The organism is Fibrella forsythiae, assembly GCF_017353175.1.
In the GTDB taxonomy this organism is placed as follows: Bacteria; Bacteroidota; Bacteroidia; order Cytophagales; family Spirosomataceae; genus Fibrella; species Fibrella forsythiae.
This window is the reverse complement of record NZ_JAFMYW010000017.1, coordinates 1-17,925: the sequence shown is the minus strand read 5'-3', so window position 1 is coordinate 17,925 and position 17,925 is coordinate 1. Positions and strand designations below refer to the sequence as shown.

Below are 17,925 nucleotides of genomic sequence, written 5' to 3'. Positions count from 1 at the left end.
CCACCAATGCCTATCAATCGGCTGGTACTAACTGATAGTCGTTGATGGTGTTGCCGGTTTTTCGACTTTCGGCGGCGCGTTGCAGCGGTAAGCTACCCGGCGTGGGCGAAGCGGTAATGTAGTACTCAATGGTACCGATGGTGCTACTCGGAAGGGGTTTCAGATTCTCCAGAATTAGCCGTTTGTTATCGGTCGAAACCGACCATGTACCGGTAACCGTTTTCCCGTCTCGATCAATTAAGGTCACCTTAGCGGGGCTGGTCAGATCAAGGCGAAAATTAACGTACCCAGGCTGCGTGTTGCCACTACCCCCCTGCGTATACACCACCTGATCACCCTCTTTCACCAGCTGTGCTTTCCATACTTTACCGATACTGAGGGGCGTCGGCTCTTTGGGCTGACAGGAAAGAATCAATGAAGAAGGAAGAGTTAAGAATGCAAGCGGGCAAACTGCGACGACGTACCTAATAACAGAAAGCAGCCAGCTTCTTCCAACTTTCAATTTATAATTCTTACTTTCTTTTAAGGTATCCATATCTTTTTGGTGAATCGATTTTTGTCAGTATCCAGGCAAAGCAAATATACACCGGCGGGCAGACGCGCCACGTCGTATTGAAACAGGGTTCCTCCGTTAATGCGGCACTGGTCGGTTAGTTGTTCGCGACCGTTAAGGCCAATAAGCCGCAGTTTAGCTTCCTGAAACTGATTCCAGTTCAGGGTAACCAGCAGCGTCCCCCGGTCAACGTGCGCGTAGATGCCCTCGGGCAGTGGCTGGGGCCGCACCGCAATGATCGTCTCCGGTGTTTTAGCACTGGCCAGGTTACTATTGCCCGATTGCCCGTTGGCGTTGGTCGACCGGATGCGGTAGTAGAAGGTAGTCAGTTCGGGCAGCCCAGTATCGGTAAATGCCGTGGCTGTTCCCGATACTTGTCCCACCTGCGTAAAGCTCCCCGTAGGGCTGGTCGAGCGCTCGACCACGACACCCGTTGGTGTATTATTGATCGCGCCCCAGGTTAGTTTTATCTGGTCGTAATCAGCTACTTCTGCTTTCAGGTCGGCAGTGGTTGATGGCACGGGCAGGCTTGGCGTTATAGTACTGGTCGTCACCCAGCCCGACGCCAGCGTTCCGTTTACGGCCCGCAGCCGATAGTAATAGCGGGTGTTGGGCGTCAGTTCGGTATGTGAGTACGTTGTCACGTTCGCAGCCTGCGTGGGTAAGCTCGTCCAGGGGTCGGCGTTGGTGGCGCTCCATTGCAGGTCAAATCCCGTTTCGTTGGGGCTGTTGTCTTTCCAGCTCAGGTTGATCGACGAGGTTGACGCTGCGTTCGCCACGAAATCAGTTGGCGGAGCGGGCGCGGTCACGGGTGGGGCCTGGGTAGTCGCGCAGGTTGGCCCCGCAAAACTTGACTGCCCCGCCAAGTTGATGGCACGTACCTGGTAGCAATACTGCGTACTAGCAGTCAGACCCGTGTGCGTATAGTCTTTTTGATTGGCAGGTACGTTGGTAAGTTTGGTGAACTGCGCCGTCTGGCTGGTTGCCCACCAGATCTCAAACTCCGATTCGTTGTCGCTGTTATCCTCCCACGTCAGCCGGACTGCCGTGCTCGACTGCGCCTCGACTTTCAAATTCGACGGGGGGCGGGGCACCGTAACGGGCGGGGCCTGGGTAATATCGTTGGCTGTATTCGACCAGTTGGAGTACAGCAAAGCGCCCGATTGCGCAACCGTTACCGCCCGAATCCGGTAATAGTACCGCGTAGATGGACTGCGGCCACCGTCTGTCTTGCTGATACTATTGGCCTGAATGTTGGCATCCACGTTCTCCCAGGGGTCGTTGCCCGTCAGGGAGCGTTGCAGTTCAAAGCGGGTTTCGTTATCGCTGTTATCGGTCCAGGTCAGGTCAATCTCCGAACTCGATTTCGCCGTTGCCTTCAAGTTGGAAGGATCTTTGGGGGCCATTATGGGCGGCGCTTGGGTAGTGGCGCATTCTTCGTTGGTAGTGCGGCTGTTGCCCGCCGTGTTGAAAGCCAACACACGGTAGCAATACTGGGAACTGGCGTTAAGGCCACCATCATCATAATTCGTTACGTTCTGACCTACGTCTTTGTGCCGCTGCCAGGTACGTTTCCCATCAGTACTCCGCTCAATGGCAAAGCCCGTTTCATTGTCGCTGTTATCCTTCCAACGGAGGGTGATCTGCTTATCATTAACCGCTTGCAGCGCCAGTTCCGTTGGTGGGGCTGGGGTCGTAACAGGCGGGGCTGGCGTAGTAGCGCATTTAGTTTCTGAATCACTACTGCCGGCCGCGTTAACAGCTTTGATCCGATAACAGTATTCCTTGCTGGCAGTCAGCCCTTCATTAGTCCAGTTCGTTTCCGTTGGCCCCAGGTCCTTGACTTTGCTGAAGCTGCCCCCGCTGCCCGTTTCTGACCGCTCCACCTGAATACCCGTAGCATTGCTGGCTGTGTTGGCCCACTCCAGTCTGATCTGCGATGCGCTAATGGCTATGGCAGTCAGGCGGGCGGGGGCGCTGGGTTTGTCTGGTTGCGTAGTGGCGCAGGGCTGATTGCTGGGCAGACTCTCGCCTGCCGAGTTGATAGCTTTTACCCGGTAACAATATTGCCGATCCGGGCTCAGCCCCGCGTCATTATAGCTGGTGGCATTTTGTTTTTCATCGCTGATCGTTGTCCAGGTGCGCCCGCCGTCTTCGCTGCGTTCCACCCGGAAGCTTGTTTCGTTATCGCTGTTGTCTTTCCAGATCATGTTGATCTGCCTGGCCGATTGCACTTGCAAAAGCATCTCGGTTGGTGGCCTAGGGACCGTGATGGGTGGGGCCTGGGTGGTATTACAAGCAGGAGTCGAGTAGTTGGAGTATCCACCCGAGGTGCTTTTAGCGCGGACGCGGTAGCAATACTGGGTAGAGGGATTCAGGTTTTTATCATTGTAAATTTTGGACGGATAACTGCCGTCAATCTCGCGGTAGGTGCCCCCCGGCCCTTCAGCCCGTTCAAGGCTGTAGATCACGGGAATCACGTTGCTGTCATTCCAGTAGATTTGTAGCTGCGATGAGGAGGTAACTGACACGGTCAGGCCCGTGGGCGTGATGGGTATTTCCGGGTTGGTGGTGGCATCAACCGTGTTGCTGTAATCGCTGGGCGTGTTCGACCCATTCGTCGCCCGTACCCGAAACCAGTAGCGCGTATTGGGCGAGAGGCCTGTTGCTGACTGCCGGTTGGTGCCCGGCCGGATGGTGTTGCCGTACTTTTGAAAACTGCGGTTATCGGTGCTGTATTCTACCTCGGTGCCGTCGTAGCTGCCCGTGCTGGGCGTCCAGGACAGGTCGATCTGGAAGCTGGAAATGACCTGCGCCGACAGCCCCGTGGGTGCCGGTGGTTTGCTGCTGGTCGTGGTGATGCAGGGCGCGTTGGGGTAAGGGTAATTAACAATATCTGACGAGCCCGTTAGCCGCACACGGTAGCAATACTCTGTACTTTCGCTGGCCGTTTTGTCATCGTAGCCCGCCCCCGACTCGCCAAGCTTACCCCAGCGCCCGCTCTGACCTGTCCGCCGTTCTACCTCGTAGCTTCCTTCCTTAACAATGTCGCTCCAGGTGAGCTGAACCCAGGTAGGACTCTTCACCGTGAGTTTAAGGTCATTTGGAGCACGGTACTCGCTGGTGCGCTGGCTGATAGTGTTGGTAAAGTTGGTGAAGGTAGTACCCACTTTAGCCCGCACTTTCAGGTAGTAAAGTGTGTTTTCAGATAGACCAGTAAGTACATACGTCATCCCACCGTATCCCGCGTGAGCGGGTACGTCGGCCAGTTTAGTAAATGTGCTATTGTTAGGGCTGCTGTGTATTTCGAAGCCTGTCTCGTTGGTTGTCCCGTCGGTCCACGAGAGTTCCATGCCTACATTACCGTACCGAATAACTGCCAAGTTGGTAGGGGCAAGGGGTGTTTGTGCCCACAGCGACGCAACGGGTATCAGAAGGCAGGTGAGAAAAAGCAACTGTCTGAGTTTGTCCATAATTAAGGGGGTGTTTAACAGGCGTTGTTACTCTACGTACAGGCCAACCAGATCAGGATTGCGGCTGGCATGCCCCTGGCGGTCTTCGGCCAGAATCTGGTAGTAATTGGTCTTCTTCGCCAGTGGTGTTTTATCGATGAACTGGGCTGCACTCCTGGGCAGCGTCGTCAGTTTCTGCAAGGGCTTCCCTGATTCGGCACGATACACCACCAATCGCTCTATCGTCGGGTCGAAGGGCGCATCCCACTGCATCAGCACCCCTGTCCCACTTTGCAGCAGTCGTACATTTCGTACTCCCGCCGGGTACGTCTCGGCTACCGTGCAGCGGGCTTCCGGACTGGGGTTGCTCAGGCCACCGCCAGTTCCCAGCGTGCGGACCATGTAGGCATATGTACTTCCTTCGCGCACAGTCGTATCGGTCCAGAAGTTGGTTTCTGCCCCCAGTAGCGTCTTGTTCAGAAGTTGCCAGTCAGCCAGTTTTGCTGATTTACCCGGCGCTTGGGGCACCAACCGGCGGTACACGTTAGCCCCGCCGATCTGTTGGGCAGCCTGCCCCTGATTGGTCCAGACAAGATTTGCGGCGTGGCCGCCAGAACCGACATCACGCAGCCGGACGGTTAGCTCCGCAGGTGGTCGAGGAGCTATAGCCGGCGAAATAGTGACCCGCTCCGACAATGGACTGAGGTTATACGAACTGTTGATCGAGGCCACGCTGTATACCCACAGGTCGCTACCCTGCGCGGGTAGACTGTCGGTGACGGTTACGGTGGCGGCTTTGCTGTCAATGAGTTTACCGATGCGTTCAGGCACCTGATCGTAATTGCGGGCGCGGTAGAGATAGTAACCGGTAATGGGCCCAGCGGGGCGGTTCCACGTAAAGGTCAGTGCGCGCCCATTTTGCTGTACCCGGAGGTTTTCAGGACGGCTGTAGTTGGGCTCAACGGCTTCGAGCAAGGCTGGCACGCGGGCCGAGGGGAAACTTTTGCCGTAGATTGTGTTCACGATGAGCGTGTAGAAGTACGTCCTGACCGGCTCCACGTTACGGTCGTAGAATACCGTATCAGTCGCGCCAACGCTACCGATGCGGACAAACGATTTATCGAAGTCATTACCCCGAAAAATATCGACCGAGGTGATCTCCTTCGAGGGGGAGATACGCCAGCTTAACCGGAGGCGTTTCTCGTCTTTAATGCTCCGTACCCGAAATCGTTCGGGCAGGAACGTAACCTCGTTGGGCCGGGCGTTGTAGACGTTGTAGGAGGCCGAAGCCTCGCCCCGGTTGCCCACGTAGTCGCCGGGCATTACGTAGTAACTGTAGGCGAGTTTATCCACTACCGTTGCGTCGGTGACGCGGTACCGTACCCGCCCGTTAGCAGAGCGAATGGGGTAGTACGAGGCCACTACCTGCTCGAATTCACTACGGAGGTGGTAAGCCCGGAACACGTGTAGCACCTCCGGAGCGCGGCCACTCACGAGCTCGTACTCGAGCGAGACAGTAGGGCCAGTGGCGTAGGCTGTATCCAGGCGTAGCACGGTTTTGGGATAACTACCGGGGGATGTCACGGAGCGTAGCTGACCAAGTGGCGTACTGCTCCCATTGGCATTGAGGCGGCTAAGGCGGTAATCGTAGCCAATGCCAGGCTGCGCGGTATTGTCCCAGAACCCCAGCCCCGCCGCAATCTGGTAGTGCGGAATCACCATCAGTGATGCCAGCGAATCGGTGGTGGCGTTGCGGCGCAGTACATGGTAACGAGCTTCGCTGAGGCTACGCTTAGGCATTCGAAGGTAGCTGCTGGGCAGTTGAGCCACGGCCTCATCGAGCCGTCCCGTAAACTGCTCCGGCAGGCGCGGAAACCCTGTTTCGGCCACCGGCACATAGGCATCGGTTCCGGCAGTGCTGCGTTCGAGGCGGTAGCGGAAGGTTTTGGGTAGCTCGGCCCCAAAGGCGACGAAGATGCCCCCTACCCCCGGTTGTGCCGTGAATCCACCGCGCCCACCTGTAGAAACGGGCACCGGTGCCGGGCGGCTGGTGGCAGGCCGGGCGGGCGCGGTGGGTTTGCCGGGACGTCTCTGCGCCCATACGGGCGACGACACCGTCAGGTACGTTGCCAGGTACGTACCCAGCCAGCAAAGGCGGACAAGTTGGTTCGTGTTCATGCGCATAAGGATTTATTTTGGGCAATCGCAGGTCTTGGGAAGCATGCACGCTTTACCGCCGCCATCTTTGTCTTGATTGACGAAATCGAAGTCTAGACCATCTTTGCTGGATACTTTTGCGCTGACAGCCAGTTGCTTACCAATATTGACACCGTCCAGCAGTCCGCAGGCATCCACTTTCACCTCGAAGAAAGCTCCCAGCACCCCGTTCAAACAAACAGACGGACTGGTGAAATCCATTGCGGCGTTCATATCAGCAAAGACCTGAGCGCGGGCCGAGGCACTTGCGCAGAGGATACGGGCACCGATTTCGCCCGTTGCCACTGCGCCGGCACCGAATGTCAGTGTAGCGTTGGAGCCGATGATAAATTCGGTACTGGCAAAGAGCGACACATCGGCCATAGCCCAGGCTTCGGCCACGATGGCATCAAAACCGATTTCTTTGTGCAGAACCGTTACACCCCCGCCCAGAAAGAAACCCGAAATGCCTGTGGCTTCGTTGATTTTGCAGGGTAACATTGGGTCTTTCGACGTACCCATCAGAATGGCAACCGCTTCGGGTTTGTAGGTCTTGCGTTTGCCAACCGCAATGCCCAGTGATACGCCCTGGATCGGCGGCGGCAACTGGTCGGACTGGCCCATCAGCGAGGCCACCAGGTAGGCTCCGTCGCCATCAATCAGCATCGACCCCTGCCCCCGCACCTTGAACACACCCATCTCGATGGGTTGGCCTTTGTCGCTGATGTCGATGCTGCCCGCCAGCGAGAATGGGCTGAAGGTCAGTTTCAGAGCCACCGCACCCATCGGCGTTTTTATGCCCGACATGTCGATGCCTTTGTTGTCGATGGCGGTGTTTGACCCCTCACCAAACAGCGGTAGCTTATCGACTTTGAAGTTGCCGTTCTTGTCTGCCTCCAACGTACCGCCTTTGCTGGTCAGGCCATCGAGTTTAACCTCGTCTTTGTTGAAATCCGTAATATGCAGGTCGCCATAAATCGTGAACTGCGTGTACCACTCCGACTTTTTGAGTGATGCTCCTGTTTGATTGGTCTCATACAGCTTGCCGATAAATTGCATCGGCGCGTCCCAACCCTGCCCCAGCTTGGCCTGCGCCCCTACCGTACCCAGTATGTCGACGGTGTACTGAGCCATCTTCACTTTCTGCGGTAACACCTGTATCCAGTACGGGTAGGTATCGGTTGCCCGGCCACAGAAATAGACATTGAGCGGGGGCGATTCGCCGTCTTCCTGCGCCACGCCCTTGATGACAAGTTGTTTCTCGGTGATCGACAGGTTCGAATTATCGTTACCTGACGCCGTAGCCCGGAACTTCACGTTACCCAGCAGTTCGGCCTGCCAGTTGCCGAGGGGCGAGTACGTACCTGTCTTACCTTTTGTATAGTTAATGCTCATTTCGGCACCGGGCGTACCCAGCGCGTCTTTTAGCGCGAATTTCCCTTTTAACTCCATCGACCCAACACCGCTGACAAAGCCCATCGGCTCGAAGCTCGTCAGCGGATTGCCCTTCACGGTGAACGTCTGCCCCGGACTGATCGACAGGATGTTCTGGTCGTTGCTAAGCAGTTGGATGTACTCGAAATTAATGACCGTGTTATTAGTCTTCTCCGACAGCTTTTCCGATTTCAGCAAATACCTGTCAGCCCCTGCTTTGTCGATTTCGAGCGTGCCGGCGGGTTCGCTGCCACTACCAAACATCGCCAGTTTCCAGTGACCCTGCCCGTCGAAACCCACGTCGTAGGTGAAAAGGGCGTTCTGGTCATTCTGGGTACGCAGTGTTGCGATACTGCCGACGTCAAGCCTTTTGAGTTGGGGATTACGCACGTCGAACAGGTCGTGACGCAGGATGAACTTCGCAAACGGAATATCGACCGCGCCGGTTTTCAGCACAATACTCTTGTCGTCAGCCTTGGCGTAGCGCGTAATGCCGCCCTCCTTCACGTCGAGGGTCCAATCGCTGACGTTCAGCGTCCAGTTTTCGAAACGCAGTTCGAGCGGTTTGCTGCCCTTCTTGGGATACACCTGCTTATCGTCGAGCACCAGGTCATCGATGTGGACGGTGAAGTTCTCCGGCTGCGCGTTTGGAATCTTACAAGTCAGGTTGGCTGCCAGATGAATTTTTTTGTCGTCGGGGTCGATGTAAGAACCTGCCGGGTCGGCATCGGTTGGGAACTGAAGCAGCGAGAAGCTCACCGGCCCACCCATCTGATCGCAGAGATTGTACGTAACCTTCTCCGGCACGCTGGGCGTTGCGGCGCTGGGGTCGAAGGCGGCATCGGTCGCCAGGGCCGTCAGCACTGTAACGCGCTGATTGATCGTTGCGCCAGCGTTTCCTTCCTTGACCATCTTCGCGAGGTAAAAATTCTCATCGCCTTTTTTGGCAAAAGTCAGGTACGTGCTGGGGTAGTTGAACGAGTTATCGACAATCTGCACCTTACCCAGCAGCACACCCCGCCCCGACTGATCTTTACTGAGCGTCAGGGGATCAGGAGCCGAGCCTGCTACGTAGTCAGGGTGGCGAGCCAGTACGTTAAAAGCGCCGATATAGCGGAACTTCAGCGAGGCTACCTCGTCCAGTACCACATTGTCGGCAACGGGCGTGGCGACTTTCTTGCCCCCGACGTCGATGCCTTTGATGGGCACGTCGCGGACGCGGGCCACCTCGCCGGTGGGGAGCCACGCAAAACCGCTCCGACTCTTTTTGAGGTTTAGCTGCCCCGTCACTGTAACGGTTCCGTTGGGCTTAATGGCCATCTTCTCCACCGATAGCGGGAAGCCGTAGATGCTTTGTACAAGCGCCCCACTGTAAGTGGTCAGGTTCAGCGTGGCCGTGCCGGTGCCTCCCTTGAGTTGTACGCTGGCCTCGGCCCCGATCACCGTGCTACCTGTACCGTCGAGCGTCGCCCGGATTTTCACGATGCCGTCGGTCAGGGGCAGACCCCGAAGTGTGAATTCACCTTTTGTTGTACCATTGTTGGCGGTTTGGCCGCCTAGGTTAATCACCCCTGTACTTGAGTAGGTCTGAATCAGCGTCTCGCCGGTATTCTGGTCTGCCGGGCCGGTGCTGCCCCCCGTAACGGCCTCTGGCGGGGTGGCATTGCCGCTCATCTGGTAGTCGAGGTACACCTTCGCGTCACCGACGGGTTTGCCGTCGAGCGTGACGGTTCCGGTGATACGCCCGCCCAGCTTCATTTTCACCGTGTAGACGGTCCAGCCCTTGGATTCCTTATTTTTAACCTCGAACAACTGCGGAATCCAGTCGCTGTTCGGCTTTTTACTCCATACTTTTACGGTGTAATGATCAACCGAAACGTTCTCGAACTCATCGTCAGCGGGTTTGGTGAGTGATCCTTCTACAGGTTTGCGGTCGTTGATCTTCACCTGAAACAGCTCATCGGGGAGTGGCATACCGTCTGCCGTGAGGCCCTGCACTACGAACCGCATCCGGTGTTTCACCCGCGCCAGCATAACGGGCGATTGCGGTAAGGTCTTGTCTTCGTTCATTTTCAGCCCCGACAGCACCAGCGTATCCGACCAGTAACCGGGGTCGTTGGGCTCAATGATGATCGTCTGGGTTGGCGTTTTGTCGGTGGCGGCGGCTAGGGCAATGGAGAAAGAACCAACCGGCGAGTCTTCCGTGAAAAAGACCTTATCGTCGACCGTGCGACGAATGATGGCGGGCAACCCGACAATCTCCGATGTCTCTTTGTAGCCCTCTTTCTGGTCGGCGATTACCTTCCGCCCTTTTACAACGCCTCTCAGGATGGTTCCCGGTAGAAACTTCAGATTTATCAGAAAGGACGTACCTGTTCGCTTTACAGAGTAGCAGGTCTGGATTTTGCCATCCACGAGTTTATAGCCCGGTACCCGCGCATCAATCCGGAAGTATTTCGTAACGTCTTTTTTCCATCCGTTGTCGCTGTAGTATGAACCCAGACTAAACTCTCTGTAGCCCGTTTGGTCGACCAACGCCGGACCAGATGACGGATCCCCCTCTGTATAGCCAAAAATGGTATGTGGTGGTTTAACCTGGCATTTGTCGTCCTTGTATTCATAAAGCTCAACGGCTCCTTTCAAGCCTTTGGTAGTGGTTGAATCAACGAGCCGTACAATGAGCCGCGACGGCCCCGCTACCACGAATTTGTCGTCGTAACTGTCGTCAATTCCTTCTTCCATATTGACGAAGGCCGACACGGCCGAGAGGGTGGTGAGGCTGGCCGGGAAGTAGCTAAGGGCATCTTCGGTAGGCAGGATGTAGCACTGGTACTCACCATTGAGCAGCAGGTTGGGCACAGGCCGCTTGGCCTTGTTGTTGAACACCAACATCCCATCGCCGTCGGTGAATCCCTCAGCATAATATTTCACGGCATCGGTGCCGGGGAAGGGCCGCCCGTCAGGGTACGGCGGCATTTTCTGGGCATATGACGATACGGGTAGTTTGTCGAAGCGCTCGTTGCCGTCGCCTTCCTGTTCGGGCAGGTGATCCATGCCCTTGTTGTCCTGGCGGAACAGAATCACCCGGGCATTCTGCACCGCTTTCTTGGTGTCAGCCCACTGCACCCGCAGTTTACGGGTGTAGGGCTTTACGTTTACGAGTAGTTCGCCGAGATTCTGGGTCTCAAAGGCCTGCACGACCACGTTGTTGAACGAGGTGTAGTAGCGGGTGGCCTCCGGTTCGATGATGAAACAGCGGTACACCCACTGATACACGTCACCCATCTGCACCAGCAATGGCTCTGGGTCAAGGGGAAAAAACTGCCGGGCCAGTTCACCGTCGTCAAACGGCCCGCCGCCTGTCGCTTTGTCTGTCTGCTTCTTGGCGGCGCCAGGAAGCTTGGCTCCGCTAATTTGCTGGGTAGTAGTGGCGATTTGCTTGGCGTTAATCACTGCCTGAATGCCATTGGTGTAGTCGGTTTTGAAGAGGTTCCTCATGTCCACGTAATCGACGGGGTATCCCTGATCTTTGATGAGCTGTATCTTCCCACCTGGCCCAGTGTACTTGGGGTTGCTTACGCCATCTTTACCAGGATCTTCCATTGTCAGCGTTCCCTGCGTGACGGTGGCCGAGTTGGTGAGAGTGCCTTTATAGTTGAGGTTCACCACGTCCAGCGTAAAATTGCCGTTGGCATCGGTCTTGCCCGTGCCGGCCACAAAGTCACGGTCATCCATCGACAGGGGATGTTTTTTTCCGGTACTATCCGTGTAATTGATCTCACCCAGCACAATGGCTACTTTCTGGGTAATAATACCATTGCTCAACTTACCTCCGTCGGTCGTAGCCCCGCTGGTTACGTACCCAATCTTGACCCGAAAGGGCATATTCGCCATCACGAACTTACCGGGCTTACCGGGCCACTGATACATCAGCCGTCCTGAAATCCGCGAGGTAGGCGGCAGCAGCGACCGCAGCAGGTACGTAGTTTTGTGGCCGTAATAGAACTGATTGGTGATCGGATGCTTTTTGGGCGGTACCGCAAAGAAGACAGTGTCTTCTGGGGCGGCATACTTGGCGGTAGGATCGTTCGTGGTGTAATCGCCGGTGGGTACCTTTTTCCCATACTGGGTTTCTTCCGTCACCACCTTCGAGGCTGCGATGCTATCTTTCTTGCTGGGTCTGGCCCGCAGGAAATATTCGTCGCCTTCGTTGGCGTTGCAGATGAGCCGGTCGAAAGTCACAACGGCCTGTTGGGTGCCGTTGAGGGTTTCTAGGGCCGTTTTGCCCGTCGCTATGTAGCGGTAATTGATGCCCGTTGGTAACTCTTTCTCGCCAATCTGCCCCTCCACCGCCGGGATGCCTTCCAGGCCCCCAGCACCTTTGAGCTTACGATACAGATCCATCTGCACCCCCGTAACGGGCTTCATGATCGTCTGGTCGATGGAGACCTGATTGGCATTTTTCTGGTTGGCAGTCTGGCCGCTTTGGTTGCTCAGCTTGTAGCTACTGTTGTAATCTTTTGCCACGCTGACTTTTAGCGAATAGGCGTAGACGTTCACCGTTGCCACCCCTCCTGTCACGCTTACGCTCGTGGGCGAGTAAGTGAAGCTGCGGACTTCGGTCGTATTTTGGTAGTAGCCGCTGGGTAGGTCGAGCTGGTAGTTCAGCGCGATCAGATCAACGTCACTCTCCGTTACAGTACCATCTTCATTTTGGGTTTTAATTTTCGTCTTACCAACCGCCTTACCCAAGGGCAGCAACAACGGCATGTCCTCCCAAGGGATAGGCAGTTCGTAGTTGCCACCGGCATCCGTTTTTGCGTAGTACGTGAACGGAAAATCGCCAGTGGGGACCGGAACTTGGGTAGCCGTGCCCGATGTCGATTTAGACTGGCCTGGTTTGCTGCCACCCACCGCCGCCAGTTTCTGCTGCGGCGTTAGGGCCTTCGCGCTGGCTCCCATCAGTCCCGTTTGGCCTACCCCATAAGCCACTTGCCCGCCGCCAGCGGCCTTCGAGGTAAAGCTAATTTTTACATTGGTGTTATTGGCGGGGTAGGTCGTCGGCATATCATCCCGGTCGAATTTGTAGCGAATCTGCCCCCGCACGATGAAGCCCGTGCCCGCTTTAGGCACTTTTTTAAGCAAAAAGGTGCAGCTGGGTGAGGTGAGTGTCCACTCGCCGGGCAAGCCAGTTTTAAGTAGTACGTCATCGGGCAGCACCAGCCGGACGTGATACTGGTAGTTGTTGCCGTAAGCCAGCGGGAAATCTGGGTCATCGGGATCGCCGCTGATAAACTCTTTCGTGGTGAGCGGTGGCACCCACACAACCTTACCCGTGCTTTTTTCGATGACCGTCAGCTCATAGCCCGCACCGGGAATCTGTTGCACGGCAGATCGTATGCTTTCGCTTTTGGCGCTGAAGCCCATTTTTTGGGCTAGCAATGTCAGAAACTTAAAGTCGGGATTCCACGAGATAGCTAATCTCACGCCGTTGCCTGCTGTCACCGTCGTCACGCCCGAGACGTTACCACCCCCCAACTTCCCAATCTTCACCTGCCCCGATCCTGGTCCGTCTTGACAAGCTACCCGCACAGCATAGGTCGATTTGCTGGACTTGTTTACAATTGGTCCCTCAACTTTGATCGAATCAAGTCCCGCCGACTGCGCCGGGCCGTACTGAAAGGCGCAGACGGGACTTTTGCCGTTGTTCAAAAAGCTAGTTCTGCCGCTGATATCGCGAGCCTGCACGCGCCAGGCGTATTTTTTTCCCCGAATCAGTTGCGGCTGCACTACCGAATACAGAAACGTGCTGGTTTTCAGGCCCCGTACCTCTACGCCCGACTTTGGTAGTACTACGGCGTCGATGAATACGTTAGGGTCAACGGTTTCGAGGGGCAATTCCACAATACGCAGGGTATAATCGACCATTGCGGGTGAGACGCCGATAGGTGGTGTCCAGGTGAACACTAGGTTCTGAGGCGTTAGAGCCTGCACATCACTGTCGCAGAAGGGGGCAATCAGAATCGGCGGCTCAACGGCTTTAATCGGAAAGGGGGGCGAGCAGCCCAGCGGATTCTCTGGCGATAAGGGGCGGCTGGTGGCATTGTCAAACGCCCGAATACAAAGCTGGTAGCTCCCTTCCGGCAGTGGTAATCCCCGGTAAAGGTTGTTGCGATCAACGCCCTGGACATCGAGCTGATTCAGATCGAATAACCCCGACAGATCCCCATAACTCAACAGCCGGTTTTGGAGGGGCTCCAGCGTCAGTGGCACCGGCGGACGGTAGTTGGGCACCGTCTGAATTTGCACGCCGTTATCGCCCGTTACACTGCCCTGCAAACGTACCTGGAGGCGGGTAGCCGTGGTGTTACGGACGAAGATCTGTACCTGCTTGCCCGCACCCGCATAATCCTGAATGTACGCACTATACGGTGGCAACACACTGATGGTGATCTGCACTTCGTTCTGGGCTCTCACCGCCAAGGGCGCAACCAGCAGCGCAAAGAACGCAACCCTCTTTAGTAGTACGCGAAAAGTCCTTGCGCCAGCCTTTTGCGCGTTTGCCGTATGTTTTTTAAAAAGATATGCCATAGCCGAGGTTGCCTCTGAGTTCGTTGAATCGTTGTGCCTGAATGCCCGTGTCGGTGTTCAGGTAATAAAGTGTGGCGTTGAGCGTCTGCCGTTTAGCCACCTGATACGTACCTGACAGCGAGGCCGTCAGTACCTTTCCCGTCACGCCCATCTGCTGGTTGACCAGGTAGCTGGCGGTAAGCGAAGTGGTTAGTTTTCGCCCGAAGAAGGCCTGGTTGGCACCCAGTGTGGGGCCATAAAACCGGACAATACCCGTGTTGACGGACGAGCCTACACCCGTGCTGTCGGGCAAACCCAGGGTAGCCGCCACGGGCAGGTTGGTCTGGGTGTAGGTGAGCATGCCCGTCAGGCCCCAGCCAGTAGTGGTCTGCTGGTAGAAATAGCTCAGGTTGACGTTCAGGTTTTTGTTCTCCGTCTGCGCCGCCGTCCGCTGGTTCAAATCGCTGAGCTGCTGGTAGGTTGTGGTGAGGTTAAATGACTGCACCACGTCCTCTTTCTGGAGTGTGTAGCGCAGGTTGGCCGTGGCCGAGAAGTTGTTCTGCGCCAGCCGCAAAGTATCGATCACCGGGCGCAGGCCCGCTTGCTGACTAATGCCGTAGTTGCTCAGTTGCAGATCGAACCCAAACTTGGTAGCCGGATTGTAACTGATGAGCAACGAGCCAATAGTCCGGCCCGTCCTGACACTGCGCGAGTTGGCCAGGTTGTCGAACTGCACGCCGTAGCTGCCAGTAATCCTGAGTTTACTTTGCAACAAATTGACCGTGGGAGCAATGGCGTAGCTTTCAATATCAGACTGGAAGTAGTAGGCCCCCATCGTCTGAAAATTGGGGTCGATGCGTTTGTACTGCAGTTTCACGCTGCCCCAGCTGTCGCGGTACCCCACCGAGGCCTGCACCGCCTGGGTGAGCTGGGTGCTCAGCCGCGGCGTGTACAGCTTGCCAAACAGCCGCACCACCGGGTTTCGTCCCTCAGCATCGACGGTGCCCGCCCGCAAATCCCGCGTGTAGGCACTCAGGGCGGCGTCTATCTCCACGGTGAAATACTTGACAATCAGCAGTCGCGAGCTGAGGCCCACCACCAGATTCTCGGCGGGTTTCACCGTCTGGGTAGCCGACTCGGGCACCGATGCAATCGAGCTGGAATCATCCTGAGCGCGTAGCATCGTCAGGTCAATGTAATTACCGGGCTTGCCGTAGCCCAGCTTCACGGCGTAGCCCCTGCGCCCGTAGCTGGGCAGCACATTGGCATCGGCCAGCGTGCCGGAGATCGCGTTATTGAACTTACCGTAGACAGCACCCAGCCGCAGTTTACCGGGATTAGCTTCCACGCCGCCACCCAGAAACGTATGACCTGCCAGTGTAAAGGGGGAGAAGGTAACGTTGCGGTAGCCGCCGTGAACGGTAAGCCACTTGTAGGTGGGCGAAATACCAAACTGATTGAAGGGCTGGCGAACGCTGAAACTCGCGCCCTGATTGCCCAGTACCGCCGTGATGGGGATCGAGATTCCCTGGGGGAGTGAGATGGTCACTTGCCCGCTTAGGCCGAAGGGGGCCGTCTGGTTCCGGGCCTCAATTCCGTTAGCTGTATAGAAACCCGCGTAGGCGTTCAGGCCACCCGACACCTTGACGTAGTTAGCCAGCAGTGCGGGTGATTTTTCCGGCGGCGGGGCCTGCCCCAAACACGGGCAGGCTACCCACCAGTAAAACCAGAAGACTAAAGTGAATAAAGCTGTTTTCATTAGGCAGGGTGTTGATAGTCAGTGCATTTGATTGATTCAAAACTAGTGTAAGCGCCAACGGGCTTATATCGGATAAACATATGATACGGGTAAACGGGCGGCCGCAACGCGCTGGTTAATCTATTGATTTACAATGTTTTACTAACATGCCAATGGTTTCTTGGATACGTAGTTTCCCTTACTGAATCACGTAGGCTGCACGGAGAGGTACCTGCTAAAAGGCATTGCCAATCGCGCATTTATACCTCGGTCAATGACTTGCCTGTCAAGTCATACAGGGGCCCAGTTTGACGGGCATGAGGAGCTGGTGGAAGCCAAGCTGATTTTCGACTACGTGTATCGCTTAAGAAGCTGGACGTGATGATTGTGACCGCAATACGTGGGTGCATCTGCTACAGGGTTTGTTGAAAAAGCATGACCCCGGGCGCAGAAAGTTTTCGCTACGCAAGGGTTGGGGGCACGCTGAGCAAAGCTATTGGCTGCCGCAGGCAAGGCATTGGAAAAATCGGCCATAAATCGACCGTTCGCTCAAACTCAGGAAACGGTAGCTGCTCGGATTAGCTACTGGTAGGCCAGACTAACTACCATTTGCTCATATTGTCCTACTAGTCAATAGCTTGTTGTGCACCTTACTAAACATTTCAGATCACGCCAGCCAATCAGATGACCTGTCAAAACTTTATACCTTCGCCCTCTTTACAGCCTTATATCGAAGAGTATACATTGCTACAGTCCTTGGCTGACGGACTGCTGAGCGAAAGCCCGCCGCCAGGCGGTCGCTCGGGCTTACTGGTTAACCTGGGTACGAATTGCCTGGTCGATGCACAGGTTCTTCCTGATTTGGCCATCGGTGGCCAAATGACCCGCACTATGCAGTTAACCCAGCGGGCTGTCAAATCCTGATGATTACCTTCCGTACCACTAGATTCTACCGCTTATTTGGTTTGCCCATGAGCGAGTTGGCTAACCAGGTACTGGATATTGAAACCGTATTTCCCTTACCCTTCCGGCAACGATGGCGTTTGCTCCTGGAGCAGCTCAAACACGTAAGCTCGGTTCAGGACCAGATTGGCCTCATTGATCGGCAGTTGCTGGCGCATGTGAACCGGATGCCGAGTTACAAGGGGTGGGTGGAACAGGCAAGTAGCTTACTGGCTCATCCCGGTAACGGACGTATACAAAAGCTGGCGGTTGAGCTCCGGATCAGTCCCCGGCAACTCAGTCGGGAGTTCACCCGGCAGGTAGGTATATCACCTAAACGGTTTAGGCAAGTCATGCGATTTCGCCACGTTTTCCGGGCGATTCATACTCAGCAGCGGCTGACTTGGCTTGATTTAGTTTACTTGGGGGGCTGGTATGACCAAGCGCATTTTTGCAATGATCTTTATGAACTTACGGGCTTGACACCGTCTGTTTTCTTCGCTCAGCATCATGCAACGACAGGGATGTTGATTAATAATCATGACTTTGCTTGATTCGCCACCATTGAGAAAACCTGGTTCATCCAAGGCATACTGAGGGAGATGAAACGCTAACCTTGCCTCAGCGCTTCGCGCACGTAGTAGCCAGCCGGATCACCAGTAGATCGGTACGAACCAGCAATCAAAGGCGTGGCAGCGAGAGCAGACTCAGAAGCCTTCCGTGCTTACAGTAACCACCTTTCGGCTCACGGGTGACAAAACGCCTGGCCCATCCGGAGCCTGACCTATGCCGGTAGAAGCCCTCTGATGGGCCTATCTGAGCGCCCGAAGCACCTTCCCCGCAACTGGTCACCACTCAATCAGTTAGGTAACGGTTAGCCCTCGATGTAACCAGTCTGTCATATATCACCGGGAAATGGCATTACAATTGTAATGCAGGGGTAGTGCGTGGCGGGGTCCTGTCTGCGATTTGGCCTTCGACGAGCGAAGAATTTTGGCTTAGTTGTCTAATAGTGAACGAGTTAAGCGTTTTTTTCGGTG

7 protein-coding genes are annotated in these 17,925 nt (G+C 55.6%); 2 read left to right on the top strand and 5 right to left on the bottom strand.

Annotated features, from left to right (window positions below):
- Positions 1-13 precede the first annotated feature (13 nt).
- From J2I46_RS30660 to J2I46_RS30640, 5 genes are all read right to left on the bottom strand, one after another.
- Positions 14-415 carry a hypothetical protein gene (locus tag J2I46_RS30660; protein WP_207332927.1) on the bottom strand — a complete coding sequence of 134 codons (402 nt, stop codon included), beginning with the start codon at positions 413-415 and terminating at the stop codon, positions 14-16.
- Between the two features lie 107 nt (positions 416-522).
- A complete protein-coding gene (locus J2I46_RS30655; protein WP_207332926.1) occupies positions 523-4,026 on the bottom strand; it encodes a fibronectin type III domain-containing protein in 3,504 nt (1,167 codons plus the stop codon).
- A gap of 27 nt (positions 4,027-4,053) precedes the next feature.
- Positions 4,054-6,183 (bottom strand): fibronectin type III domain-containing protein, encoded by a 2,130-nt coding sequence (locus tag J2I46_RS30650; RefSeq protein WP_207332925.1) that lies wholly within the window; start codon positions 6,181-6,183, stop codon positions 4,054-4,056.
- A gap of 12 nt (positions 6,184-6,195) precedes the next feature.
- Positions 6,196-14,112, bottom strand: a complete 7,917-nt coding sequence (locus J2I46_RS30645; protein ID WP_207332924.1) for a hypothetical protein — start codon at positions 14,110-14,112, stop codon at positions 6,196-6,198.
- A 97-nt stretch (positions 14,113-14,209) separates the two neighbouring features.
- Positions 14,210-15,964: a TonB-dependent receptor gene (locus J2I46_RS30640; RefSeq protein WP_207332923.1), complete on the bottom strand. Its 1,755-nt coding sequence runs from the start codon at positions 15,962-15,964 to the stop codon at positions 14,210-14,212.
- 723 nt (positions 15,965-16,687) lie between these two features.
- On the opposite strand from J2I46_RS30640, the gene J2I46_RS30635 reads away from it, so the two are divergent.
- Both J2I46_RS30635 and J2I46_RS30630 read left to right on the top strand, forming a co-directional pair.
- Positions 16,688-16,867, top strand: a complete 180-nt coding sequence (locus tag J2I46_RS30635) for a hypothetical protein (protein WP_207332922.1) — start codon at positions 16,688-16,690, stop codon at positions 16,865-16,867.
- On the top strand, positions 16,867-17,439 hold the full coding sequence (locus tag J2I46_RS30630) for a helix-turn-helix domain-containing protein (protein WP_207332921.1): 573 nt from the start codon (positions 16,867-16,869) through the stop codon (positions 17,437-17,439). The genes J2I46_RS30635 and J2I46_RS30630 overlap by 1 nt, the downstream gene beginning before the upstream one ends.
- Positions 17,440-17,925 lie beyond the last annotated feature (486 nt).

Coding starts and splice junctions, on each gene's coding strand:
- J2I46_RS30655 (WP_207332926.1), bottom strand. CDS start 4,026: ATGGACAAACTCAGACAGTTGCTTTTTCTCACCTGCCTTCTGATACCC.
- J2I46_RS30650 (WP_207332925.1), bottom strand. CDS start 6,183: ATGAACACGAACCAACTTGTCCGCCTTTGCTGGCTGGGTACGTACCTG.
- J2I46_RS30630 (WP_207332921.1), top strand. CDS start 16,867: ATGATTACCTTCCGTACCACTAGATTCTACCGCTTATTTGGTTTGCCC.
- J2I46_RS30640 (WP_207332923.1), bottom strand. CDS start 15,964: ATGAAAACAGCTTTATTCACTTTAGTCTTCTGGTTTTACTGGTGGGTA.